Origin of the sequence: Variovorax paradoxus, assembly GCF_040544635.1 — a bacterium.
Classification (GTDB): Bacteria; Pseudomonadota; Gammaproteobacteria; order Burkholderiales; family Burkholderiaceae_C; genus Variovorax; species Variovorax paradoxus_R.
Map to the genome: position 1 here is coordinate 752,153 of NZ_JBEPKJ010000001.1, position 22,958 is coordinate 775,110.

Consider the following 22,958-nt stretch of genomic DNA (forward strand, 5'->3'; position numbering starts at 1 on the left):
GCGACATGTGGACTTTCGTCCGCTGCGGATTACCCGCGGGAAAAGGAATGGGCGCGGGGCCCTTCACCCGCGCAGCAGCTGCGTCACCGTGTGAATCAGGAGCCCCACCAGCCCCCCCACCAGCGTGCCGTTGATGCGGATGAACTGCAGGTCGCGGCCGATGTGGTGCTCGAGCTCCACGGTCATTTCCTCGGCGTTCCATTCGGCGACCCGCTCCTCGATGTAGCGGCGGATGTCCTCGCGGTAGCGCTCGATGGCCAGCGGCGCGGCCGCCTCGATCTGCTCGTTGATCCAGCGGCGGATCGCCTCGTCGGCCTGCAGCCGCGTGCCCAGCGCGCCCGCCATCGACGCGATGCGCCGCCGGATCGTCGAGTCGCCCCGGCCGAGATCGTCATGCAGCCAGGCCAGCAGTTCGCCCCAGAGCCCGTGCAGGTAGTCGCCCAGGGCCGGGTGGGCCATCAGCTCGGCGCGGATCTGTTCGCCGCGCTGCTGGAACTCGGGGTCGAGCTTGAGCCGCACCACGAAGTCGTCGACAAAGTGGTCGAAGCGCTTGCGCATCGGATGGCCGGGCTCGGCCGCCAGTTCGCCGATGGTGCGCGCCACCGCCGCCACGATCTTGCGCGTGGCGAGCTTGGCCGCCATCTGGTCCAGGCCCACGTAGCGCAGCGTTTTTATCTCGCGCGCAATGGCTTCCGTGATGTGCGCCTGAACCTCCTCGCCTTCGAGCAGGCCGGCCACCTGCTGCAGCACGTCGTCGAGCAGCGCCTGGTGGCGCCCGCCGGCCGTGAGGGCATCGAGCGCCTGGCCGGTGAGGCGCGAGAGATCGATCTTCTCGAGGCCGGCCGCGGCGGCCCGGCCCATGAAGTCGCGCACGCGCTCGTCGTCGAAGGCGCCGAGCCCGTAGCGCGCGGCGGCCACGCCCCATTCGCCCAGCTTCTCGCCGCTGGCGGGCCGCGCCAGCCAGTCGGCGATGCGGCCGGCCGCGTCGAACTCGCGCAGCTTGGCAAGCACCTGCGCGGTGCTCAGGAAGTTGTTGCAGATGAAGCCGGCCAGCTTGGCGCCGATGCGGTCCTTGTTGCTCGGGATGATGGCGGTGTGCGGAATCGGCAGGCCGAGCGGGTGCCGGAACAGCGCCACCACCGCAAACCAGTCGGCGATGGCGCCGACCATCGCGGCTTCGGCAAAGGCGGCCACGTAGCCCCAGGCCGGATGCTGCCCGTGCAGCGCGCTGGCCAGCGCATAGAGCAGCGCCGCGGCGCACAGCAGGCCGAGCGCGACGCGCTTCATCTGCTGCAGCGCACTGCTGCCGTGGTTGTCTTCAGCCAATGGTCGGCGTGGCCGCGAGGCGCTCCATGAACAGTTCGCAACGCGCCAATTGCTCCAGGCTCACGAATTCGTCGGGTTGGTGCGCCTGGTTGATGCTGCCCGGGCCGCACACCACGGTGGGGATTCCGGCATTCTTGAAAATACCCGCTTCGGTGCCGAAGGCCACCAGCGTGGTGCGCTCTTCGTTCGCGAGGCGCTGGGCCAGCCGCGTGACCGGGTCGTCGGCCGCGCCCAGGAAGCTCGGGATCTCGCAGATGGTCTCGAACTTGAAGCCCGCATCCGGCGCCACCTTCTTCATCGCGGGCTCGATGCTCGCGGCATAGGCCAGCACGTCGGCCTGCATGCGCTTCGCGTCGGCCGTGGGAAGGTCGCGGAATTCATAGCGAAACTCGGCGTCGCGCGGCACCACGTTGTCGGCAATGCCGCCGTGGAACTGACCCACGCTCGCGGTGCTGAAGGGCACGTCGAAGCCCTCGTAGCGCGGCTCGCTGCGCTCGAAGCCTTCGGCCATGTCGCGCACCTTGCCGACCAGGCGCGCCGCCATCTCGATGGCGTTGACCGAGTGCGGCGTGAGCGACGAATGCGCCTCCTTGCCGCGCACGCAGCACTTGTAGCGGTACACGCCCTTGTGCGCGATGGCCGGCACCATGTTGGTGGGCTCGCCCACGATGCAAGCCAGCGGCTTGATGCCCGCGTCGCGCATGTCGGCAATGAGTTCCCTCACGCCGAAGCAGCCGATTTCTTCGTCGTAGCTGAAGGCGAAGTGCACCGCGAAGGGCGAGTCGCTTTCCAGGAAGCGCCTGGCATTGGACAAGGCGATGGCAATGAAGCTCTTCATGTCGGCCGAACCGCGCCCGTAGAGGCGCTCGTTCTGCACCACGGCGGAGAGCGGGTCGACGCTCCATTCCTGCCCGTTCCAGGGCACCGTATCGGTGTGGCCCGAAACGATGACGCCGGCCGGCTTGCCTTCGCCGAGAGTGGCGAACAGGTTGGCCTTGGTGCGCTCGGCGTTGTAGGTGATGCGGCTTTTCACGCCTAGCGCGGCCAGGTGGCTCTGCGCGAGGTCGATCAGTTCGAGATTGCTGTTCGCGCTGACGGTGTTCATGCGCACCAGCGCCTGGGCCAGTGCGAGGCTTTGAGGGGAAAGCGTATGGAGCATGCAACACATTGTCCAAGAAGTCGGCGCCATGCGCCGGCGGTTGTCGCCGGGTGTCATGCGAAGCGGGTACGCTGCGCCTCTTTTGGATGGAGAAAAAGACGATGCGCAGACTTCACTTCGCCCTTGCCGCGACCGCCACCCTCTGCCTTGTGGCCTGCGGTACCACCGGCCCCGGTTCATCCCACAAGCTGCTGACGCTCGACGGCCAGCCGCCGCTGGTCATTGCGCACCGTGGTGCATCGGGCTTGCTGCCGGAGCAGACGCTCGAAGCCTATGCGCGCGCCATCGAGCTCGGCGCCGACGTGATCGAGATGGACCTGGTCTCCACCAAGGACGGCGTGCTCATCGCCCGCCACGACCCCAACCTGGCCATCAGCACCGACGTGGCCAAGCACCCGCGTTTCGCCTCGCGCAAGAAGACCATCAAGGTCGACGGCGAAACCCAGACCGGCTGGTTCAGCAACGACTTCACGCTGGCCGAAATCAAGACGCTGGGCGGTATTTCGACCGACCCCGAGCGGCCGCAGGAGTTCAACGGCAAGTTCAAGGTCGTGACCTTCCAGGAGATCATCGATTTCGCCAAGGCCAAGACGAAGGAAACCGGCCGCACCATCGCGATCTATCCCGAGACCAAGAACCCGACCTACTTCCGCGACCTGGGCCTGCCGATGGAAGACAAGGTCATCGCGGCCATCAACGCCGCAGGCTGGAACAGCAAGACCGCGCCCATCTACGTGCAATCGTTCGAGCCCGGCAGCCTCAAGTACATGAAAGCCAAGGGCCTGAACACCCGGCTCATCCAGCTGATCGACGGCGACGGCATCGACATGAAGACCGGCGCCATGACCTATGCCGTGCCGGTCGACCGCCCCTACGAATGGACCAAGGCGGGCGACAAGCGCAACTTCGACGTCATGGTCACGCCCGCGGGCCTGGCCGAGATCAAGACCTATGCCGACGGCATCGGCCCGTGGAAGCGCTACATCGTGAGCGTGAAGGGCAGCGTGGGCGCCGACGGCAAACCGATCGACGTGAACCAGGACGGCAAGATCAACGACGCCGACGCCACCTCGGTCTCGCCCACCACGCTGATCGCCGACGCGCACAAGGCCGGCCTGTTCGTGCACCCGTTCACCTTCCGCAACGAGTCGCGCCGCCTGGCGGCCGACTACAACAAGGACGGCAAGAACGAGTACGCGATCTATTACAAGCTCGGCGTGGACGGCGTTTTCACCGATTTCACGGACACCGCCGTGGCCGCCCGCGCCGAGTACCTGAAGAGCCTCGGCCGCTGACCGGTTTCCTGAACGCTGCCTGGGGGTTTGCCCGGCACAGTCTTTGCGGCGATTTCCGCAAAGCCTAGACTGTGCCCCATGAAACTCATCGATTCGCTCGTCACGCAGGCGGCCGGCATCGCCGCCGTGCGACGTGACCTCCACGCCCATCCCGAACTCTGCTTCGAAGAAGTCCGCACCGCCGATGTGGTGGCAGGCAAGCTCACGGAATGGGGCATTCCCATTCACCGCGGCCTGGGCACCACCGGCGTGGTGGGCATTGTCAAGAACGGCACCAGCAACCGCGCCGTCGGCCTGCGCGCCGACATGGATGCGCTGCCGGTGACCGAGCTCAACACCTTCGCCCATGCCAGCAAGCACCACGGCAAGATGCACGCCTGCGGGCACGACGGCCACACGGCGATGCTGCTCGCGGCCGCCCAGCACCTCGCGAAGAACCGCAACTTCGACGGCACGGTGTACCTGATCTTCCAGCCGGCCGAAGAGGGCGGCGGCGGCGCACGCGAAATGATCAAGGAAGGGCTCTTCGAGCAGTTCCCCATGGACGCCGTGTTCGGCATGCACAACTGGCCCGGCATGAAGGCCGGCCAGTTCGCCGTGAGCCCGGGGCCGGTGATGGCGTCGGGCAACAAGTTCTATATCAACGTCATCGGCAAGGGCGGCCATGCCGCGCTGCCGCAGACCGGAATCGACCCGGTGCCGGTCGCCTGCGAGATCGTGCAGGCCTTCCAGACCATTCTCACGCGCAAGATGAAGCCGACCGATTCGGCCGTGATCTCGGTCACCACCATCCACGCGGGCGAAGCCAACAACGTGATTCCCGACAACTGCGAGCTGACGGGCACCGTGCGCACCTTCTCCATCGAGGTGCTCGACATGATCGAAGCGCGCATGAAGAAGATTGCCGACCACATCTGCGCGGCGCACGACGCCACCTGCGACTTCCGCTTCGAGCGCTACTACCCGCCCACCATCAACACCGAGGCCGAGGCCGACTTCGCGCGCCGCGTGATGGGCGGCATCGTCGGCGCCGAGAACGTGCTGCGGCAGGAACCCGCCATGACCTCGGAAGACTTCGCCTTCATGCTGCAGGCCAAGCCCGGCGCCTATGCCTTCATCGGCAACGGCGACGGTTCGCACCGCGACGTGCACCACGGCGAAGGGCCGTGCACGCTGCACAACGCGAGCTACGACTTCAACGACGACCTCATCCCGCTGGGCGCCACCTGCTGGGTGCAACTGGCCGAGCAGTTCCTGAAGCCCGGAGGAACCGCGCCTTGATCGGCATCGGCGAGGCGTTTTCGCCGCGTTACGCCCAGGCGCGCCAGAAGTTCCTGCAGGCCTGCGTGAGCGCGGGCCTGACGGTCGAGCCGCACGCGCATCCGGCCAAGGGGCAGGGCGGCGAAGAGCTTTCGATGGATGTGGCGCTCGACGGCAATGCCAACGCCGAACGCCTGCTGATCGTTTCCAGTGCCTGCCATGGCGCCGAAGGCCATTGCGGCAGCGGCGTGCAGGTGTTCGCGCTGCACGACGCCGAGTGGCGCGAGAAAGCCAAGGCGCAGGGTGTTGCGGTGCTGTACGTGCACGCGCTCAATCCGCACGGCTTTTCCTACGGCCGGCGCGTCACGCACGAAAACGTCGACTTGAACCGCAATTTCGTCGATTTCTCGCAGCCGTTGCCGGTCAACGAAGCCTATGCCAAGCTGCATCCGCTGCTCTTGCCCGACAGCTGGCCGCCCACGCCGGAGAACCAGGCCGCCGTCGAGAAATGGATCGACAAGCACGGCGCCGCCGCATTCCAGGCGGCCGTGACCGGCGGGCAATACCAGTTCGACGACGGGCTGTTCTTCGGCGGCAAGGCGCCAACCTGGAGCAACAGGACACTTCGCAACGTGCTGCGCCGCCACGCGGGCAGCGCGCGACGGCTGGCCTGGATCGACCTGCACACGGGGCTCGGCCCGAACGGCATCGGCGAACGCATCTTCGCCGGCAGGGACGACAAGGCAGCTTACGCGCGCGCCAACGCCTGGTGGGGCGCGCCCGCGGCGCCTGTGACCTCGATCTACGACGGTTCGTCCACCTCGGCCCCGTTGCGCGGCCTGATATGCGAAGCGGTGTACCAGGAGTGTCCGCAGGCCGAGTACACCGGCATTGCGCTCGAATACGGCACGCTGCCGATGCTGGAAGTTCTGGGCGCCCTGCGCGCCGACCACTGGCTGCACAAGCACCCCGAAGCACCGGCCGACCTGGCCGACGGCATTCGCACGCAGATGCGCGACGCCTTCTATACCGACACCGACGCCTGGCGCGGCCAGGTCGTCAGCCAGGCCCGCCAGGCCATGTTCCAGGCGGTGGACGGCTTGAGCGGCTGATACCGCCCGGTCAGGGCGGTCAGGTCCTGATCTTGCCGTCCGCGGTGATCATCGACAGCTCGACGAACTTCGAACCGACGTGGTTCTTGGCCGAGAACGACACCTCGAAGCCGCCGAACTGCTGGCGGTCGATGCTCTCCAACCCTGCAATGAGGCCGTCGCGCGAGGCCTTGCCCGGTGCCCGGCGCAGGCCTTCGGTCAGCACCTTGGCCGCAAGGTAGCCTTCCATGCTCGAGAAATTGGCGCTCGCCGCGGCGCCGGCTTTTTTCACGGCATCGCTGAACTCGCGCGTGATCGCGTTGGCGGGGTTGTAGGGCGAAGGCACCACCTGGGTCACCATCACGCCCGCGCCGCCCTTGCCGAGCTCGTCGGCCAGCGCCTGGGTACCCACGAAAGACACATTGAAGAAAGTGCCGCCGTAACCTGCCTTGCGGGCCTCGCGGATGAAGGCCGCGCATGCCTTGTAGGCGCCCACCTGAACCACCGCATCGGGGCGTGCCGCCACGATGCTCTTCACGGCCGAAGCCACCTCGACCGAATTGCGCTCCACCGTGGCCAGAGCCACCGGCTTGAGGTCCTGCTGCGACAGCGCCAGGGTCACCCCGTCGAGCCCGGCCTTGCCGTAGGCGTCGTTCTGGTAGAAGACCGCGATCTTCTTCAGGTGCAGGTGCGTCAGCTGCTTCACGATGAGCGCGGTCTCGTCGTTGTACGAGGCGCGCAGGTGGAACACGTTCTTCTGGAACGGCTCGCGCAGCGACATCGCACCGGTGAACGGCGCGATGAAAGGCACCTTGTCCTTCACCGCGAGCGGCAGCGCCGCCATGCTGGTGGGCGTGCCGATGTAGCCGAACAGCGCGAACACGTCTTCGTCGATCAGCTTCTGGGTGTTGGCGGCGCAGCGGTCGGGCTCGTAGCCGTCGTCCAGGTTCTTGATCACCACCTGGCGGCGGCCGGGCTGGGCGTTGTATTGGTCCAGGAACAGCTTGGCGCCCTGGTGAAACTGGATGCCGAGCTGAGCGGCCGGGCCGGTGAAGGGGGCCGATTGACCCAGCACCAGCGGCGTGTCGCCCTGTGCCCTGGCCAGCTGGAAGCCACCCAGCGCTGCCGCGCCGGTGGCCAGTGAAAAATGTCTGCGATTCATCATGGTGAAAACCTCTTTTGCGCAATGCCGCGCACTACCTGGAAAACTTTAGACTTGCCGGATGGACGATGCCCCGGTCTCTACAACTGCTGTTCTCCCCACCGAAACTTCCACGGTTCTGGGCGCCTGCCCGCACGACTGTCCGGACACCTGCGCTCTGGTCACCACCGTCAAAGACGGCGTGGCCGTAAAGCTGCAGGGCAATCCGGCCCATTCGCACACTGGCGGCGTCCTTTGCACCAAGGTTTCGCGCTACATCGAGCGCAACGACCATGCCGAGCGCCTCGTGCAGCCCATGAAACGCACCGGACCCAAGGGCAGCGGCCAGTTCGAACCCATAAGCTGGGACGCCGCTCTTGACGACATCGCCGCGCATCTCCGTGCATTGCAGACAGATCCGGAAACAATTGTGCCTTATAGTTACGCAGGCACCATGGGTCTTGTGCAGGGCGAGTCCATGGATCGGCGTTTTTTCCACAAATTGGGCGCCACGTTGCTGGACCGCACCATTTGCTCCATGGCCGGCGGCGAGGCGATGGTCTACACCCTGGGCGCCAAGATCGGCATGCGGATCGAGTTTTTCGCCGAGGCCAAGCTGATCCTGATCTGGGGCAGCAACTCCATTGCCAGCAACCTGCACTTCTGGCGCCATGCCCAGGCCGCCCGGCGCGCCGGGGCACGGCTGGTGTGCATCGACCCGCGCAAGACCGAAACCGCCGACAAATGCGACGAGCACATCGCCTTGCTGCCCGGCACCGACGCCGCGCTGGCCCTGGCGCTGATGCACGAACTCATCGTGCACGACTGGCTCGACCACGACTACATCGAAAACCACACGCTCGGCTGGGAGCAGTTGCGCGAGCGTGCATTGCAATGGCCGCCGTCGCGCGCCGCCGCCGTGTGCGGCGTGCCCGAGGCGCAGATCGTCGCGCTGGCCCAGGCCTACGGCACCACCAAACCCGCCGCCATTCGCCTGAACTACGGCATGCAGCGCGTGCGCGGCGGCGGCAATGCGGCGCGCGCCATTGCCTGCCTGCCCGCGCTGGTGGGCGCCTGGCGCGACCGCGCGGGTGGGCTTCTGCTGAGCAGTTCGGGCCACTTTCCGGCCGATCGCGCCGCGCTGCAGCGGCCCGATCTGCTCGCCGGGCGCCGGCCGCGCACCGTCAACATGAGCACCATCGGCGACGCGCTGCTCGACGAAGCCAAGCCGGTAAAGGCCATCGTGGTCTACAACAGCAACCCGGTCGCGGTGGCGCCCGAATCGGGCAAGGTGGTGGCGGGCTTTGCGCGCGAAGACCTCTTTACCGTGGTGCTGGAGCAGTTCCAGACCGACACCGCCGACTACGCCGACTATCTGCTGCCCGCCACCACGCAACTCGAGCACTGGGACATCCACTGCAGCTATGGCCACACCGACGTGCTGCTGAACCGCCCTGCGGTGGCGCCGCGCGGCGAGGCGCGCAGCAACGCCTGGATCTTCCGTGAGCTGGCGCGCCGCATGGGCTTCGACGAACCCTGTTTCTCCGAAGACGACGAGACGCTGTGCCGCACCGCTTTTGCGCCTGGCGCCATCGACTACGAAGAGCTGCTCACGCAAGGCTTCACCAGCCTGCCGCTGCCTGAAGCGCCTTTTGCCGACGGCAAGTTTCCGACGCCTTCGGGCCGTTGCGAATTCTTCAGCGCACGGCTCCAGGCGCAAGGCATGGACGGGCTGCCCGACCACGTGCCCAACTACGAACCCGCGGGCGGCTCCACCGAGTTTCCGTTGGCAATGATCTCGCCGCCGGCTCGCAATTTCCTCAATTCGACCTTCGTCAACGTGACGAGCCTGCGCGCCATCGAAGGCGAGCCGCTGCTCGAGATCCACGAGGCGGACGCCGCCGCCCGCGGCATCGAGAACGGCGCCACGGTGCGCGTTTTCAACAGCCGCGGCGAGCACCGCTGCCGCGCCGAAGTCTCGCGCCGCGCGCGGCCCGGCGTGGTGCACGGCATGGGCATCTGGTGGCGCAAGCTCGGCATGGACGGCACCAACGTCAACCAGCTCACCAGCCAGCACCTGACGGACATCGGCCGGGGGCCAACGTTCTACGACTGCCTGGTGCAAGTCGAACGTGCGGTTCCCTCACCCTCCGGAACAGGGTTGGAGTGAGGGCTGCCCCCGCATTCACCCTGGCCGCCGCGCTGCTGTTGCTCGGCGGTTGCGCCGACCTCGGCTACTACTGGCAGTCGGCCAGCGGCCACATCGGCATCATGCGGGCCGCCAAGCCGGTGCCCGAGTGGCTGGCCGACCCGGCGGTTTCCGAGCCGCTGAAAGCCAAGCTCGAGCTCGCGCAGCGCATCCGCCGCTTTGCCGTGACCGAACTGGCGCTGCCCGACAACCCGAGCTACACCTCTTACGCCGACCTGCGCCGCCGCGCGGCGGTGTGGAACGTGGTGGCCGCGCCGCCATATTCGCTCACGCTCAAGAACTGGTGCTTTCCGGTGGCTGGCTGCGTGGGCTATCGCGGCTACTACGACGAGGCCGCGGCCAAGGCCGAAGCCGAGGCGCAGAGCGCCAAGGGCCTGGAGACCGCCGTCTACCCCGTGCCGGCGTATTCCACCCTGGGCTGGATGAACTGGGCCGGCGGCGACCCGCTGCTTTCCACCTTCATCGGGTACCCCGAAGGCGAGTTGGCGCGCATCGTGTTTCATGAACTCGCGCACCAGGTGCTCTACGTGCCCGGCGACACGGTCTTCAACGAGTCGTACGCCACGGCGGTGGAGCGCATCGGCGGCGCGCTGTGGCTGCAGCGCGAGGCCAGCGACGCCGCGCGAAGCGAATACGCGCGCTTCGATGCGCAGCGCCAGCAGTTTCGCGCCCTGGCCCTCACTACGCGACGTGCGCTCAACCAGGTGTACGAATCCACGCAGGCCAAGGCCGGCGAGTGGGCGACGGTCGACGCCATGAAGAAGGCGGCGATGGACGATTTCCGCGAACGCTACGCAAGGCTGCGCGCAGAATGGCTGGGCCCGCGCCAGGGTGCTTACGACCTCTGGGTGGCACGCGCCAACAATGCGACTTTCGCAGCCCAGGGTGCGTATGACGACCTGGTTCCGGGTTTCGAGGCGCTGTTCGAGCGCGAGGGCCGCAACTGGCCGCGCTTCTACAAGGAGGTGCGCCGCATTGCCGCGCTGCCCTCGATGGAGGAGCGGCGCCACGCGTTGCAAACGGCCACCGGTATCCTGCAGACGAAGAAATCCATCCACAAGAACCAAGACAACCACGGAGATCACGGTGCCTGACATCCTTATCGAACGAAACCACGCGCTGGGCATTGCCGGCGCACGCGAAGTCGCACGCCAATGGATGCAACAGGTCGAGCAGGACTACGGCCTGGAATGCACCTACACCGAGGGCGAGACCAGCGACGTTGCGCAGTTCAGCCGTGCGGGCATCGACGGCACCGTGGAGGTCACGGCCAACACGCTCACGCTGGAAGCCACGCTGGGTTTTCTGTTCAGCAGCTTCAGCGACCAGATCGAGCAGAAGATCGCGAAGAACCTCGACGCGCTGCTCGATGCGCCGGGTGGCAAAAGCCGCTTTGCCTGACGACGCTTCGCCGCGGCAGCTTCAGACGATGGTGTAGCCGCCGTCCACCGGCAGCGCCGCACCGCTGATCATCGAAGCGCCGTCGGAGAGCAGAAACAAGATCGGCGCCACCACCTCATCGACCTGCGCAAACCGCCCGAGCGGAATATTCCTGAGCGCCGCGGCGCTCTTGGCAGGATCGACCCAGGCCTGTTCGGCCATGGGCGTGAGCGTGACGGTCGGGTTCACGCTGTTCACGCGAATGCCGTGCGGCCCGAATTCAAGGCAGAGCGAACGCGTGATCGCGTCCATGGCGGCCTTCGACGCACAGTAGCAAAGATGCGCATCGAGCGCGACCAGCGAAGCCTGGCTCGACACATTGACGATGCTGCCGCGCACGCCGGCCGATGCCATCGCCTTGCCGCAGCGCGAGGCCACCAGCGCCGCGGCGCGCGCGTTGACGGCCATCACGGCGTCGAAGTTTTTGGGCTGGAAGTCGAACGCCGATTCGAGCAGTGCGATGCCGGCGCAGTTCACCACGAGATCGAAGGCTGGCAACGTTGCGAGTTCTCGTTCCAGTGCGGCCGCGTTTTCGACGTCGATCACCAGTGGGGTACAGCCGGCTTCTGTGTGCAGGGCGTCGAGTGCTGGGGCATTGCGGCCCACGGCCGTTACCGCCGCGCCTGATTGCGCGAGCCGGACTGCGACTGCGCGGCCGATGCCGCTGCTGGCACCGGTGACGAGTGCGCGTTTGGTGGAGAAGTCGAAGGATGTTTTCATGTTGGTTGTTTACTGTGGTGGCATGGCGTGCGCTGGAATGCATTCGGGGCGCGTGCACAGGCCACCGGGTACTCCCCTCCGCGAATGTCCCCCGCCTTCGGCTCCTCCTTTATTTCGCTGCGGGGAGTACCCGATGGCCTGTGCACACTGGGCGCTGCGTTTGTTCCGTTCGATCAACGACCGCTCTGAACAACGCTCACGTCGATGGGGTGCCTTGCGCAGCGAAACAAAGGAGGAGGCCGCAGGCCGGGGGACATTCGCGGAGCAAGGTACCCCGTCGGCGGGTGCGCGCCCTGAATGCCCATGCCCCCCAACGCAACAAACCGAAGAGCAAGATTTCACGTCAGCCCATGCATCGCATCACGCAATGCGGGGTAAAGAGATTTGTAGATTTCGAAGCGCTTGCGATAGATAGCCTGCGCTTCAGGTTGCGGCCGAGCGCGTTCCACCAGCGTGACCCAGCCGCGCTCCGCAGCCGCCGCATCCACCAGACCCGCACCAAGCGCCGCGAGCATTGCAGCACCGAGAGCCGCCTCGACTTCTTCCTCGATGGTGAACACCGGGTAGCCCGTGATGTCCGCCACGATCTGCATCCAGAGATCCGAATGCGCGGCGCCACCGACCACGATCAGCCGGTCGTCCAGCGGTTGCCCGCTTTGCCGGCCAGCCTCGATGTTGTGCTGCAGCGCGAAGCTCACGCCTTCGAGCACCGCGCGATACAGGTGCGCGCGGCTGTGCGCGAGCGAGAGGCCGATGAACGCGCCCTTGGCTTGCGCATCCCATATCGGGCTGCGTTCGCCCATCATGTAGGGCAGAAAGACCAGGCCTTCCGCACCGGGCGGCACCTCAACGGCCTTGCGCTCGATGAGTGCGTGCGCGTCTTCGCCGGTGCGCGCGGCCTCGGCCATTTCGGCCTGGCAGAAGGTTTCGCGAAACCACGTAACGGCCGCGCCCGCGGTGATGGCGCCGCCGAACACGTAGCTGCGGTCCGCGCCGCGGTACACATGAGGCATGGTGACGAGCCTGTGTCGCGCATCCACCGTCGGGCTCACGAAGCCCCAGCACATGCTGGTGCCGATCATCGCGACGTGGTCGCCACTGCCGGTCACGCCCGCGCAGAAAGTGGCCACCGCCGCATCGACGCCGCCCGCCATCAGCGGCATGCCTTCGGCGAGGCCGAGCTTCGCGGTCCACTCGGCGTTCAGGCCGCCGACCACGCCGCTCGATTCGATCAGGCGCGGCGGCATCATGCGCGCCGGAATGCCGAGCATGCCGAGTGCTTCTTCCGACCAGCTGCGCTGCGCCGCGTCGTACACGCCGCCGATGTTGCCGGCCGAACTGTGGTCGACCGCGAGCTCTCCGGTGAGCCGCCAATTGACATAGCTGTTGGGCGGCAGGAAGTAGCGCGTCTTTGCCCACACATCGGGCAGGTGCTCGCGAATCCACAGCATCTTGGTGAAGCCGTAGTAGCTGTCGACGCCGTTGCCGGTGATGGCCTGCAAGCGCGCCACGTCGACCGTCGCGTTCACCGCATCGACCTCTGCCGTGGCGCGGCGATCCATCCAGATCAGGCACGGGTGCAGCGGCTGCATCGCCTTGTCGACCGGGATGCCCGCGCCGCCGTAGAGGCTGCTCACGCACATCGCCGCGATATCGGATGGCGCGACGCCGCTCTTCGCGACGCAGGCGCGCACGCTCTCGCACACCGCGTCGAACCACACCTCGCAATCTTGCTGTGCCCACAGCGGCTTCGGCGTCTCCGGCTGGTAGGCCACGCTGCTTTGCGAAAGCACCTTGCCGTCGATGCCGACCAGCAGGCACTTGGTGCTCTGCGTGCCGATGTCGACGCCGATCACGTATTTCATGGCAACACCGTCTTTCAGGATCGGGGCTGCGGCTTGAGCAGCACCTTGATGGAATCGAGCGAGTTGGCCAGTGTGAAGGCGCGCTCCCACTCGGTCAACGGAAAGTCGTGCGTCACGATGCCCTTCGAGGTGACGAGCCCGCGCGCCAGCAGGTCGATGGCAATCGGGTAGCAGTAGGGCCCCAGGTGCGCGCCGCGCACGTCGAGCTCCTTGCGGTCGCCGATGATCGACCAGTCCGCGCTCGTCTCCGAACCGAACACGCTGAACTCGACGAAGCGGCCGAGCTTGCGGATCATGTCCAGCCCCTGCGTCACGCCGATGGGCGCGCCCGTGGTCTCGATGTACACGTCGCAGCCGTAGCCCTCGGTCAGGCCCTTGACGATGGCGTCGGCGTTCTCGGTCTTCGGGTTGATCGTCACGCCGGCACCGAACTGCTTCGCGAGTGCGAGGCGTTCGGGCACGAGGTCGATCACGATCAGCTTCTTCGGCGTCTTCAAGTGTGCGGCCTGCACCATCATCAGGCCCAGCGGGCCGGCACCCGCGATCACCACCACGTCGTCGAGCTGGATGTCGCCGCGGTTCACCGTATGGATCGCGCAGGAGAGCGGCTCGATGATGGCCGCGTCTTCGAGCGAAATGCCGTCGGGAATCTTGTGCACGCGCGAGGTCGGCGGCAGCCGCATGTAGTCGGCCATGCCGCCGTCGGCCACGATGCGCTGGAAGCCGAAGATGTTGTGCACCTCGCACATCCAGTACTTGCCCGAAGTGCAGAAGCGGCACTTGTCGCAGGGCACGATCTGTTCGGCGATCACGCGGTCGCCTTTCTCCACGCCGAAGTGCTCGGCCGCGCCTTCACCCAGCGCTTCGACATAGCCGAAGAATTCGTGGCCCGGAATGACGGGTGCCTTGACCCACGAAGGCTGGCCGTCGCCGCCCCAGAACATCTTCGCGCCCGAGTGGCATTTGCAATCGGAGGCGCAGATGCCGCAGGCCGCAATGGAGATGAGCAATTCGTTCCGGCCGATGGCGGGCATCGGCACGGATTCGAGGCGGTAGTCCTTCGGGCCGTGGCAGACGACGGCCTGCATGGCGGCGAGGTCGCCGATGGCGCCCGATGCGCCGGGCTGGAGTTTTTGGTACGACATGGGATCCTTGTGGTCAGAGGTTGTGTTGGGTTTGGTTTTTCCCCCTCCCCCTCTGGGGGAGGGCAGGGGTGGGGGCAAGCGGCGTCACCAATGGCCACGCTCTGCCTGCCCCCATCCCAGCCTTCCCCCAGAGGGGGAAGGAGCAAGACAGGGGAGTCAGCGTTTGGCTTCTCGGCTGATGAAGATCGCAAGCAGCACGATTCCGCCCTTGATGATCAATTGCAGGTACGGCGAAACGCCGATCATGTTGAGCCCGTTGTTCAGCACCCCCAGCAAGAGCGCGCCGACCAGCGTGCCCACGATGGCGCCGCGCCCACCGGCGATGGACGTGCCGCCCATCACCACCGCCGCGATGGCGTCGAGCTCGAAGCCCACGCCCACGCCGGGTTGCCCGCTCGTGACGCGCGCCGCCTGCACGATGCCGGCGACGGCTGCGGTGAAACCGCTCAGCGCATACACGAGCAGCTTGTAGCGCGACACGCGCACGCCGGAGAGCCGCGTCGCCTCCTCATTGCCGCCGATGGCATACACATAGCGGCCGAACGGCGCCATGTTGAGCAGCACATACGCCACGAGGTACGCGGCCAGCATGATGAGGATCGGTACCTTGATGCCCGCGAGCACGCCGCCGCCGAGAAAGGCGAACGAGTCGGGCAACCCGTCGATCGGATAGCCGCCGGTGTAGATCAGCGCAATGCCGCGTGCGATGCCCATGGTGGCCAGTGTCACGATGATCGGCGGCATGCGCAGGTAAGCCACGCAGTAGCCGTTGAAGAGGCCGATCACCACGCCCACCGCCAGCCCGAGCGGCACGGCGAGCATCGGCGGCAACCCGAACTGCACCATCATTCCCGAGGCCAGCGTGCCCGAGAGCGCCACCACCGCGCCCACCGAGAGATCGATGCCGCCGGTGAGGATGGCGGCTGTCATGCCCACCGCGATGATCGCGTTGATCGACGACTGCAGCGCAATGTTCTGCAGGTTGCCCCACGAGAGAAAGTTGTCGGTCGCGACGATCATGAAGACCGAGATCGCAACCAGGCCGACCAGCGGCAGAAGGGCCGTGGAGCGGCGCAGCTGGGTGAAGAACCCGCCGTCGGGTGTGGGCGGTGTAGGGTGGATGGCGGTTGCATTCATTGCGGGCCCCCTGTCGTTGCGTGGCGCATGATGTCGCCGGAGTTGATGGAGTCGCCCTCGAGCGTGGCCACGATGGACCCGCCCGAAAACACAGCGACGCGGTCGCACATGCCCACGATCTCGGGCAGCTCGCTCGAAATCATGATGATCGACTTGCCCTGCTGTGTGAGCTCACGCATCAGGCTGTAGATCTCCGCCTTGGCACCCACGTCGATGCCGCGCGTGGGCTCATCGAAGATCAGTACTTCGCAATCGTGGTCGAGCCAGCGCGCAATCACCACCTTCTGCTGGTTGCCGCCCGACAACGTGGCCACGCGCGTCTCGACGCTCGGTGCCTTCACACCCACACGCTTCGAGAGTTCGGCGGCCGACTGCTTTTCCGACTTCTGGCTCACCAGCCCGGCGCTCTTGTGCTTGCCGAGGTTGTTCATCGAGATGTTGAAGCGGATCGTGAAGTCGGTGATCAGCCCCTCGACCTTGCGGCTCTCGGGCAGCAGGCCGATGCCGTTCTCCAGCGCCTGCGTCGGGTCGTTCAGGCGCACGGGCTTGCCGTTGCGCAGCACGGTCTTGCGGTGCACGCGGTCGGCGCCCATCATTCCCAGCGCCAGTTCGGTGCGGCCCGAGCCCACGAGCCCCGCAAAGCCAAGGATCTCGCCCTCGTGCAGGTCGAAGCTGTTGATCGGCCCGCCTTTGGCGAGCTGGATCTCCGGCACCTCGAGCACCTTGCGCCCGCGCGGTGCAGGCTGCGGCTTGGCCGGAAAGCTGTGCTCGATCTTGCGGCCGACCATCATCTCGACCAGCGCGTTCACATCGGTCGCGCCCACCTCCGCGTGCCCCGCATTGGCGCCGTCGCGCAGCACGCTGATGCGGTCGCACACCTCGAAGATTTCGTCCAGGTGGTGCGAGATAAAAATCATCGCCACGCCCTTGGCGCGCAGCTCCCGCATGATCTTGAACAGATGCCCGGCCTCGTTAGGCGTGAGCGTGGCGGTCGGTTCGTCGAGCACCAGCAGGCGCGCCTTCAGCGACAGCGCCTTGCCGATTTCCACGAACTGCTGCTGCGCCACCGAGAGCCGGCAGATCGGCACGCCGAGGTCGATCTGCACACCCAGCTCCTCGAAAATCGCCTGCGCCGAGCGCTTCATGGCGGCCCTGTCGAGCAGCCCGAACCGGTTCTTCAGATAGCGGCCCAGAAAAATGTTCTCCACCGCGTTCAGGTACGGAATGAGGCTGAACTCCTGGAAGATGATGCCGACGCCCGCCGCGATCGCGTCGCTGTAGCCCGCGAACTCGCGCTCGCGGCCGTCGATGAAGATGCGGCCCTCGTCGGCCTGGTAGATGCCGCCGAGGATCTTCATCAGCGTCGACTTGCCCGCGCCGTTCTCGCCGAGCAGCGCGTGCACCTCGCCCTTGCGGATCGAAAGGTCGATGCCCGAGAGCGCCTTCACGCCCGGAAAGCGCTTGGACACGCCTTCCAGCCGGAGCATCTCTTCTGCGGAGGAGGTCATGGCCAATGCGGGTTACCAGGTGAAGGTCTTCGCGCCCTCGGCGTCGATCAGCTTCACATCCACCGGCACCGCGGCCGGCACGTTCGCGCCCCACTTCTTCGCAAGCGCAATGCCGATGGCCAGGCGGATCTGGTCACGCGGGTACTGCGCGGTGGTGGCAATGAACTTGGAGTTCGGCTTCTGCATGGCCTTGATGGCTTCGGGCGCGCCGTCCACGCTCGCGAGCTTCACGTCCTTGCCGCTGGCCTCGATGGCGGCGAGTGCGCCCATCGAGCCGCCGTCGTTCACGCTGAAGATGCCCTTCAGGCCCTTGTTGGCCTGCAGGATGTTCTCGGTCACGGTGAGCGCGGTGGCGCGTTCCTGCTTGCCGTTCTGCGTGCTCACCACCTTGATGCCGGGGTACTTGGCGAGCGCCTCGCGGCAGCCCTTCACGCGCTCCAGGATCGGCACGACCGGAATGCCGTCGAGAATGGCCACATCGCCTTTTTCGCCGATGTTCTTCGCCAGGTATTCGCAGGCGAGGCGGCCCGCGTCGGTGTTCTTCGAGCCCACGAAGGAATCGACCGGCCCCTGTGCGTTGGCATCCACCGCCACCACGATCACGCCCGCCTTCTTGGCCGAGCGCACCGCCGACTGCACGCCGGTGGAATCGGTCGGGTTCAGCAGCAGGATGTCGATCTTCTTCTGGATCATGTCTTCCACGTCGCCGATCTGCTTGGCCACGTCGTGCCGCGCATCGGTGGTGACCACGGTCGCGCCGATGCTGGCCGCGGCTTCTTCGAGCGCCTGCTTCATCGTCACGAAGTAGGGGTTGTTCAGTTCCTGGAAGGTCATGCCGATGCGCAGCGGCTGCTTGGGGGCTTGCGCCTGCGCGGCGGAGGCGCCGCAGACCAATGCGGCAACGATGGCAGTGGCTTTGAGAAGGTTCTTCATGGTGGCTGTGTCTCCTGGGTTTATGGCTGTCGTGAAAAAACGCGGGCAAAGGCTCGCCCCGCACGGCGCCCGAAGCGCCGCGCCGGTGACGGCATGGGGAACTCGAAAAGCGCGCTACGGCGGGCTGGCGGCACGCGAGGCCGCGGCCTGCATGCGGTGGAAACTGCGGAACTTCGTCGGCGGCATGCGCTTGTGCAGCAGGAACTGGCGGTTGAAGTTCGACACGTTGTTGAAGCCCACGTCCATGCAGACGTCGAGCACCGGTTTTTCGCTGTTGGTGAGCAGCTCGCAGGCGCGGCTGATGCGCAGGCGGTTCACATAGCGCACGAACGACTGGCCCGTGTGCTTGCGGAACGAGCGCGAGAAGGCGCTCGGGCTCTGGCCCACCAGCTCGGCCAGCATCGGCTCGCGCAAGTCGTCGCCCAGGTTGGCTGCGATGTGCGCCAGCACGTTGTTGATGGCGTGCGACATGAACGCCTTGGGGTCGGGCCTGAACGCCGGGCTCGCGAGCCGCTGGCGGTCGTTGCTGCCCTCCAGCAGTTCGAGCAGCGACATCAGCAGAATCACGCGGCGCAGCCCGCGCGCCTCGAGCAGCGCTTCCATCATCGGCTTGGCGGTTTCCGCCGTCTCGGCCGAGAAGAGCAGGCCCGAACCGGCCTCGGCCAGCAGCGGGCCGATGCGGGCGAATTCGGGAAATGTGCCCGCCATCCTGTCCACCAGCCCGGCCGGAAACTGGATCACGATGCCGCGCCGCTCGACGCTCTGGCCTGCGGGCACGTCGCTGATCCAGTTGTGCGGCAGGTCGGGGCCCATGAGCACGAGATTGCCCGGCTCGAAGTGGCCGACGTGGTCGCCCACGAAATACACGCCGCGCGTTTCGACGATCAGCTGGATCTCGTACTCGGGATGGAAGTGCCAACGCACCGTGCGATACGGATAGCCGTGCGCCCAGGCGGTGAACGATTCGTCCCCGCGGACTTCGACGATTTCCAGATCGGGTTGCATGGACGTTCCTTTTTCCTTGTCTCTTCGTTCTGCTCGGTGCCGCATGACGGCGTGGGGGGGACTGTACGAATCGCTCCGGACGCCCACAACCAGAGTTGAGCCCCGAAACTGATACTTTTTTGACCTTCATGCAAGCGGCTGGACGAGGACATTGCGATGCAGCAAACCGCTTTCTCCTCGGGAGAGAGGGCACCTGGCTGGGCGAATGCTGCACTGCGGAAAGAACCGAAAACGTCAGGTCAAGAATTCATAGGTGTTTTCCCGCCCCACAAGGGCTGCCCGGAACCACGGCAAGGCCACGGCACACTCTGGCGCCATGACGAACACTTCTTCTTTCGCTGCCGAGCCAGCCGTCGCAGGCCCCTTGGCCGGCCTCAAGGTCGTCGAGCTCGGCCAGCTCATTGCCGGGCCCTTCGCGGCACGCACGCTGGCCGATTTCGGCGCCGAGGTGATCAAGATCGAACCGCCCGGCGCGGGCGATCCGCTGCGCACCTGGCGGCTGCTGAAAGACGGCACCTCGGTGTGGTGGCAGGTGCAGTCGCGCAACAAGCGTTCGCTTGCGCTCGACCTGCGCCAGGCCGAAGCCCAGGCCATCGTGCGGCAGCTTGCCGCCGAGGCCGATGTGCTGATCGAGAACTTCCGGCCCGGCGCGATGGAAGGCTGGGGCCTGGGCCCCGGTGAGCTCTTGGCCGCGAACCCCGCGCTCGTGATGCTGCGCATCAGCGGTTATGGCCAGACCGGCCCCTACCGCGACCGCCCCGGTTTCGGCGTGGTGGCCGAGGCCATGGGCGGGCTGCGCCACCTCACGGGCGAACCGGGCCGCGTGCCGGTGCGCGTGGGCGTGTCCATCGGCGACACGCTGGCGTCATTGCACGGCGTGATCGGCGTGCTCATGGCCATGCAGCACCGCCATGCCACGGTGAGCCCCGAATATCCGAAGGGCAGGGGGCAAGTGGTGGACGTGGCGCTTAACGAGGCCGTTTTCAACTGCATGGAAAGCCTGCTGCCCGAGTACAGCGCCTTCGGGGCGGTGCGCGAGGCGGCCGGCAGCGCGCTGCCCGGCATTGCGCCCACCAATGCCTACCGCTGCGCCGACGGCGGCTATGCCATCGTGGCGGGCAACGGCGACAGCATCTTCCGCCGGTTGATGGAATGCATCGGCCGGCCCGACCTCGCCGCCGATCCGGCGCTGGCCGGCAACACGGGCAGGGTGGCGCAGGTGGAAATGCTCGATGCCGCCATCGGCGACTGGGCCGCCGCGCATACCGTGGACGAAGTGCTTGCCGCGCTCGATGCGGCGCACGTGCCGGCCGGCCGCATCTACACCATCGCCGACATTGCGGCCGACCCGCACTACGCCGCGCGCGGCATGCTGCAGCAGGTGCGGATGGCGGACGGCAGCACGCTCGCGGTGCCCGGCTTCGTGCCCAAGCTGTCGCTCACCCCGGCCAGCCACCGGTACAACGCGCCCGCTCTGGGCGCGGACACCGACGCGGTCTTGAAGGAGATCGGCCTGAGCGCCGAGCAGATCGCCGCGCTGCACGAGCGCGGGATCGTCGGCTGAAGGGTGGAGGTCAGCCTCGCAGCGATTCGATCAGGTCGATGTACTTCTGCTTGGCCTCATCGGCGCCGAGGCCCTTTTGCGTGGTCCACGCGTCCCACTTGGCACGCGCGACGATGTCGCTGAAGCTGGGCTTCTTGGCGGCGTTGTCGCCTTCGGTGGCCTGCTTGAAGAGGCCGTAGATCCTGAGCAGCGTCGGGTTGTCGGGGCGCTCGGCCAGCAGCTTTGAATTGGCTTGGGCGGCTTCGAATTGGGCGTTGAGGTCGGACATGGCGGTCAAGAATTGAAGAAAAAGCAGACAGCGCGCATCTTAGATGCGCGCGGTAGCCGGGAGTACCGGCCTTGCCCATCGGGGGCCTCAGTCCGACAACCCCGCGCGGGCCAGTTCCACGTCCAGCCGTTCTTTCGCGTCCACCGGCTCCAGCGCCGCGGCCTTTTCGTACAGCTGCGTTGCCTCGCCCATGCGCGCGTCGCCGTGCAGCATGAGCAGCGCACGGCCGTATTCCATCAGCGCGCTGGGCGAGTGGGGGTGCAGCTCGAGGCCGCGCTCGAACAGCTCGACCGACATTTCGGCGCGCACGCCATACGTCATGCGCCCGACCAGCGCGCCCACCTTGTCGATCACCTCGGCGTGGAAGGCGGCCAGTGCGATGTGCGCGTCGGCGTGGTCCGGCCGCAGCTCGATCACGCGTTCGAGCGCGCCCTTGAGCTTGCTGCCGAGGCCCTGCGCCAGCGCGCGCGCCACGCTGATGCCTTGGCTGTAGCGGCCGAGGGCGTAGGCCTGCCAGTAAAGCGCCTGGCAGTTGTCGGGTTCGGTGGTGGCCTGCGCACCGGCGCGTTCGATGATCTGGCGGAACATCGAAAGCCGCACCGCCTCGCGGGGCTCGAGGTAGTTGGCGTAGATCGCGGTGGCCTGGTTGGCCAGCACCAGGCCGTCCGGCCCGTGCAGCAGGCCGAGCGCGGCGGCGCGCTCGAACTCGCCGCTGTGGTACAGCGCCCAGCCGTCGGCCAGCGGATGTTCCCGGGCCGGGGGCGGCATGGGGTGGCCGGCATGCAGGCGCGGCCACTGCGACTGCACGGTGTGCGCGTCGTAGCGCGGCACGTCCACGTAGGGCAGCGGCGTCCAGGGTTCCGCTGCTGCTCCTGCCGCGGCAACCGGACTGGCGGACATCAGCGAAAGCGGTTTGAAGTCTGGATGGGGCATGGTCATCTAGGCCGCCAGATCGAGGGGAGCAACCGGCGGCGGCGGCGCGTTTGCGGGATCTTCGCCGCTGTAAGCGTTGCTGAGTGTCAGCAAATGCCTCCGCTGCTCGCGTCCCAAGTAGGGCGCGAGCAGGTGCAGCGTGTGCTGGCCGCCGCGCATCAGTGCGCCCTGGGCATGCGCGGGTTCGAGCGCCTCGCGCGGGTTGCGCACGTATTCATAGCTGAGCCAGTAGGTCAGCACCACCACCATGCTCTGCGCCAGCGTGTCGACTTCGTGGGCATCGATGTCGAGGTGCCCGGCCCGGCTCAGCCCCGCGATGAGCACGCGGATGGCGCGCGCCTTGTTCTTGAGCACGAGCTGGAACTGCGTCTCGAGATGCCGGTTCTTGCTGAGCAGGTCGTTCAGGTCACGGTAAAGAAAGCGGTAGCGCCAGATCAGCTCGAACAGGCTGTGCATGAAGAACCAGGCGTCTTCCACATCGTGCACGCCCTCGCTGGCATGCAGGAGCTCGTTGAGCTCGGCCTCGTAGCCTTCGTAGAGCTTGTTGATCAGCTCTTCCTTGGCGGGGTAGTGGTAGTACAGGTTGCCCGGACTGATGTTGAGCTCGCCCGCCACCAGCGTGGTGGAGACGTTCGGCTCCCCGAAGCGGTTGAACAGCTCCAGTGCGGCTTCGAGGATGCGTTGCGCTGTGCGGCGTGGCGCCTTCTTGGCCATGTCAGTCCCCGTTTTTGACTCTTATGAGGACACTCTAGCGTATGTGCACTGCCCCACAAACGGGGCAGGGCAATGTTTTACGGCAGCGCGCGTTGTGCGCTGCCGCAAAAAGAGGGCGATCCCGGCTCGCACCGGGCTGGCCTGGCTAGGTGTGAAGCTTCAATAGGTTGTATCCGGTGTTCATCCGGATTGGGTTTGAGAGACTGGAAGTCGCCAAACACCCAATCCACTCAGGACGCCCAACC

The 22,958-nt window shown here is 66.4% G+C and carries 20 protein-coding genes; 7 read left to right on the forward strand and 13 right to left on the reverse strand.

Annotated features, from left to right (window positions below):
* Positions 1 to 63: 63 nt before the first annotated feature.
* Both ABIC94_RS03640 and argE read right to left on the reverse strand, forming a co-directional pair.
* Positions 64 to 1,326: a DUF445 domain-containing protein gene (locus ABIC94_RS03640; protein WP_354371370.1), complete on the reverse strand. Its 1,263-nt coding sequence runs from the start codon at positions 1,324 to 1,326 to the stop codon at positions 64 to 66.
* Complete coding sequence (gene argE / locus ABIC94_RS03645; protein ID WP_354371371.1) at positions 1,319 to 2,485, reverse strand: acetylornithine deacetylase; 1,167 nt, start codon at positions 2,483 to 2,485, stop codon at positions 1,319 to 1,321. The genes ABIC94_RS03640 and argE overlap by 8 nt, the downstream gene beginning before the upstream one ends.
* Before the next feature lie 101 nt (positions 2,486 to 2,586).
* On the opposite strand from argE, the gene ABIC94_RS03650 reads away from it, so the two are divergent.
* From ABIC94_RS03650 to ABIC94_RS03660, 3 genes are all read left to right on the forward strand, one after another.
* Positions 2,587 to 3,780, forward strand: a complete 1,194-nt coding sequence (locus tag ABIC94_RS03650; RefSeq protein ID WP_354371372.1) for a glycerophosphodiester phosphodiesterase — start codon at positions 2,587 to 2,589, stop codon at positions 3,778 to 3,780.
* Positions 3,781 to 3,858: 78 nt separating this feature from the next.
* Entirely contained in the window at positions 3,859 to 5,061 is a 1,203-nt protein-coding gene (locus ABIC94_RS03655; RefSeq protein ID WP_354371373.1) for a M20 aminoacylase family protein, read from the forward strand.
* Positions 5,058 to 6,152 carry a M14 family metallopeptidase gene (locus ABIC94_RS03660; RefSeq protein ID WP_354371374.1) on the forward strand — a complete coding sequence of 365 codons (1,095 nt, stop codon included), beginning with the start codon at positions 5,058 to 5,060 and terminating at the stop codon, positions 6,150 to 6,152. The genes ABIC94_RS03655 and ABIC94_RS03660 overlap by 4 nt, the downstream gene beginning before the upstream one ends.
* A gap of 19 nt (positions 6,153 to 6,171) precedes the next feature.
* Here ABIC94_RS03660 and ABIC94_RS03665 read toward each other — a convergent pair whose 3' ends face one another.
* On the reverse strand, positions 6,172 to 7,296 hold the full coding sequence (locus tag ABIC94_RS03665) for an ABC transporter substrate-binding protein (protein WP_354371375.1): 1,125 nt from the start codon (positions 7,294 to 7,296) through the stop codon (positions 6,172 to 6,174).
* Positions 7,297 to 7,354: 58 nt separating this feature from the next.
* On the opposite strand from ABIC94_RS03665, the gene ABIC94_RS03670 reads away from it, so the two are divergent.
* From ABIC94_RS03670 to ABIC94_RS03680, 3 genes are read left to right on the forward strand one after another with little or no spacing between them, the layout of a single operon-like run.
* Positions 7,355 to 9,442: a molybdopterin-containing oxidoreductase family protein gene (locus ABIC94_RS03670; protein WP_354371376.1), complete on the forward strand. Its 2,088-nt coding sequence runs from the start codon at positions 7,355 to 7,357 to the stop codon at positions 9,440 to 9,442.
* Complete coding sequence (locus ABIC94_RS03675; RefSeq protein ID WP_354371377.1) at positions 9,439 to 10,575, forward strand: aminopeptidase; 1,137 nt, start codon at positions 9,439 to 9,441, stop codon at positions 10,573 to 10,575. Before ABIC94_RS03670 ends, ABIC94_RS03675 begins: the two co-directional genes overlap by 4 nt.
* A complete protein-coding gene (locus ABIC94_RS03680; protein ID WP_337320343.1) occupies positions 10,568 to 10,882 on the forward strand; it encodes a polyhydroxyalkanoic acid system family protein in 315 nt (104 codons plus the stop codon). The genes ABIC94_RS03675 and ABIC94_RS03680 overlap by 8 nt, the downstream gene beginning before the upstream one ends.
* Positions 10,883 to 10,903: 21 nt before the next feature.
* Here ABIC94_RS03680 and ABIC94_RS03685 read toward each other — a convergent pair whose 3' ends face one another.
* The 7 genes from ABIC94_RS03685 to ABIC94_RS03715 form a co-directional block, all read right to left on the reverse strand.
* Complete coding sequence (locus ABIC94_RS03685) at positions 10,904 to 11,641, reverse strand: SDR family oxidoreductase (RefSeq protein ID WP_354371378.1); 738 nt, start codon at positions 11,639 to 11,641, stop codon at positions 10,904 to 10,906.
* A 338-nt stretch (positions 11,642 to 11,979) separates the two neighbouring features.
* Positions 11,980 to 13,506, reverse strand: coding sequence for an FGGY-family carbohydrate kinase (locus ABIC94_RS03690; protein WP_354371379.1), 1,527 nt, complete (start codon positions 13,504 to 13,506; stop codon positions 11,980 to 11,982).
* A 14-nt stretch (positions 13,507 to 13,520) separates the two neighbouring features.
* Positions 13,521 to 14,651, reverse strand: coding sequence for an alcohol dehydrogenase catalytic domain-containing protein (locus ABIC94_RS03695; protein ID WP_354371380.1), 1,131 nt, complete (start codon positions 14,649 to 14,651; stop codon positions 13,521 to 13,523).
* Positions 14,652 to 14,807: 156 nt separating this feature from the next.
* On the reverse strand, positions 14,808 to 15,788 hold the full coding sequence (locus ABIC94_RS03700) for an ABC transporter permease (RefSeq protein WP_354371382.1): 981 nt from the start codon (positions 15,786 to 15,788) through the stop codon (positions 14,808 to 14,810).
* A complete protein-coding gene (locus ABIC94_RS03705; protein WP_354371383.1) occupies positions 15,785 to 17,296 on the reverse strand; it encodes a sugar ABC transporter ATP-binding protein in 1,512 nt (503 codons plus the stop codon). Before ABIC94_RS03705 ends, ABIC94_RS03700 begins: the two co-directional genes overlap by 4 nt.
* A gap of 12 nt (positions 17,297 to 17,308) precedes the next feature.
* Entirely contained in the window at positions 17,309 to 18,229 is a 921-nt protein-coding gene (locus ABIC94_RS03710; protein ID WP_354371384.1) for an ABC transporter substrate-binding protein, read from the reverse strand.
* Between the two features lie 114 nt (positions 18,230 to 18,343).
* Positions 18,344 to 19,234 carry an AraC family transcriptional regulator gene (locus tag ABIC94_RS03715; RefSeq protein WP_354371386.1) on the reverse strand — a complete coding sequence of 297 codons (891 nt, stop codon included), beginning with the start codon at positions 19,232 to 19,234 and terminating at the stop codon, positions 18,344 to 18,346.
* Positions 19,235 to 19,550: 316 nt separating this feature from the next.
* Here ABIC94_RS03715 and ABIC94_RS03720 point away from each other — a divergent pair, with 316 nt between their 5' ends.
* Positions 19,551 to 20,798 (forward strand): CaiB/BaiF CoA transferase family protein, encoded by a 1,248-nt coding sequence (locus tag ABIC94_RS03720; protein ID WP_354371387.1) that lies wholly within the window; start codon positions 19,551 to 19,553, stop codon positions 20,796 to 20,798.
* 10 nt (positions 20,799 to 20,808) lie between these two features.
* Here ABIC94_RS03720 and ABIC94_RS03725 read toward each other — a convergent pair whose 3' ends face one another.
* The 3 genes from ABIC94_RS03725 to ABIC94_RS03735 form a co-directional block, all read right to left on the reverse strand.
* The gene (locus ABIC94_RS03725; RefSeq protein ID WP_354371389.1) at positions 20,809 to 21,066 is read right to left on the reverse strand and encodes an acyl-CoA-binding protein; all 258 of its coding nucleotides are present in this window, start codon (positions 21,064 to 21,066) and stop codon (positions 20,809 to 20,811) included.
* A gap of 87 nt (positions 21,067 to 21,153) precedes the next feature.
* A complete protein-coding gene (locus tag ABIC94_RS03730; RefSeq protein ID WP_354371391.1) occupies positions 21,154 to 21,999 on the reverse strand; it encodes a tetratricopeptide repeat protein in 846 nt (281 codons plus the stop codon).
* 6 nt (positions 22,000 to 22,005) lie between these two features.
* The gene (locus ABIC94_RS03735; RefSeq protein WP_354371392.1) at positions 22,006 to 22,713 is read right to left on the reverse strand and encodes a TetR/AcrR family transcriptional regulator; all 708 of its coding nucleotides are present in this window, start codon (positions 22,711 to 22,713) and stop codon (positions 22,006 to 22,008) included.
* Between the last annotated feature and the right edge of the window lie 245 nt (positions 22,714 to 22,958).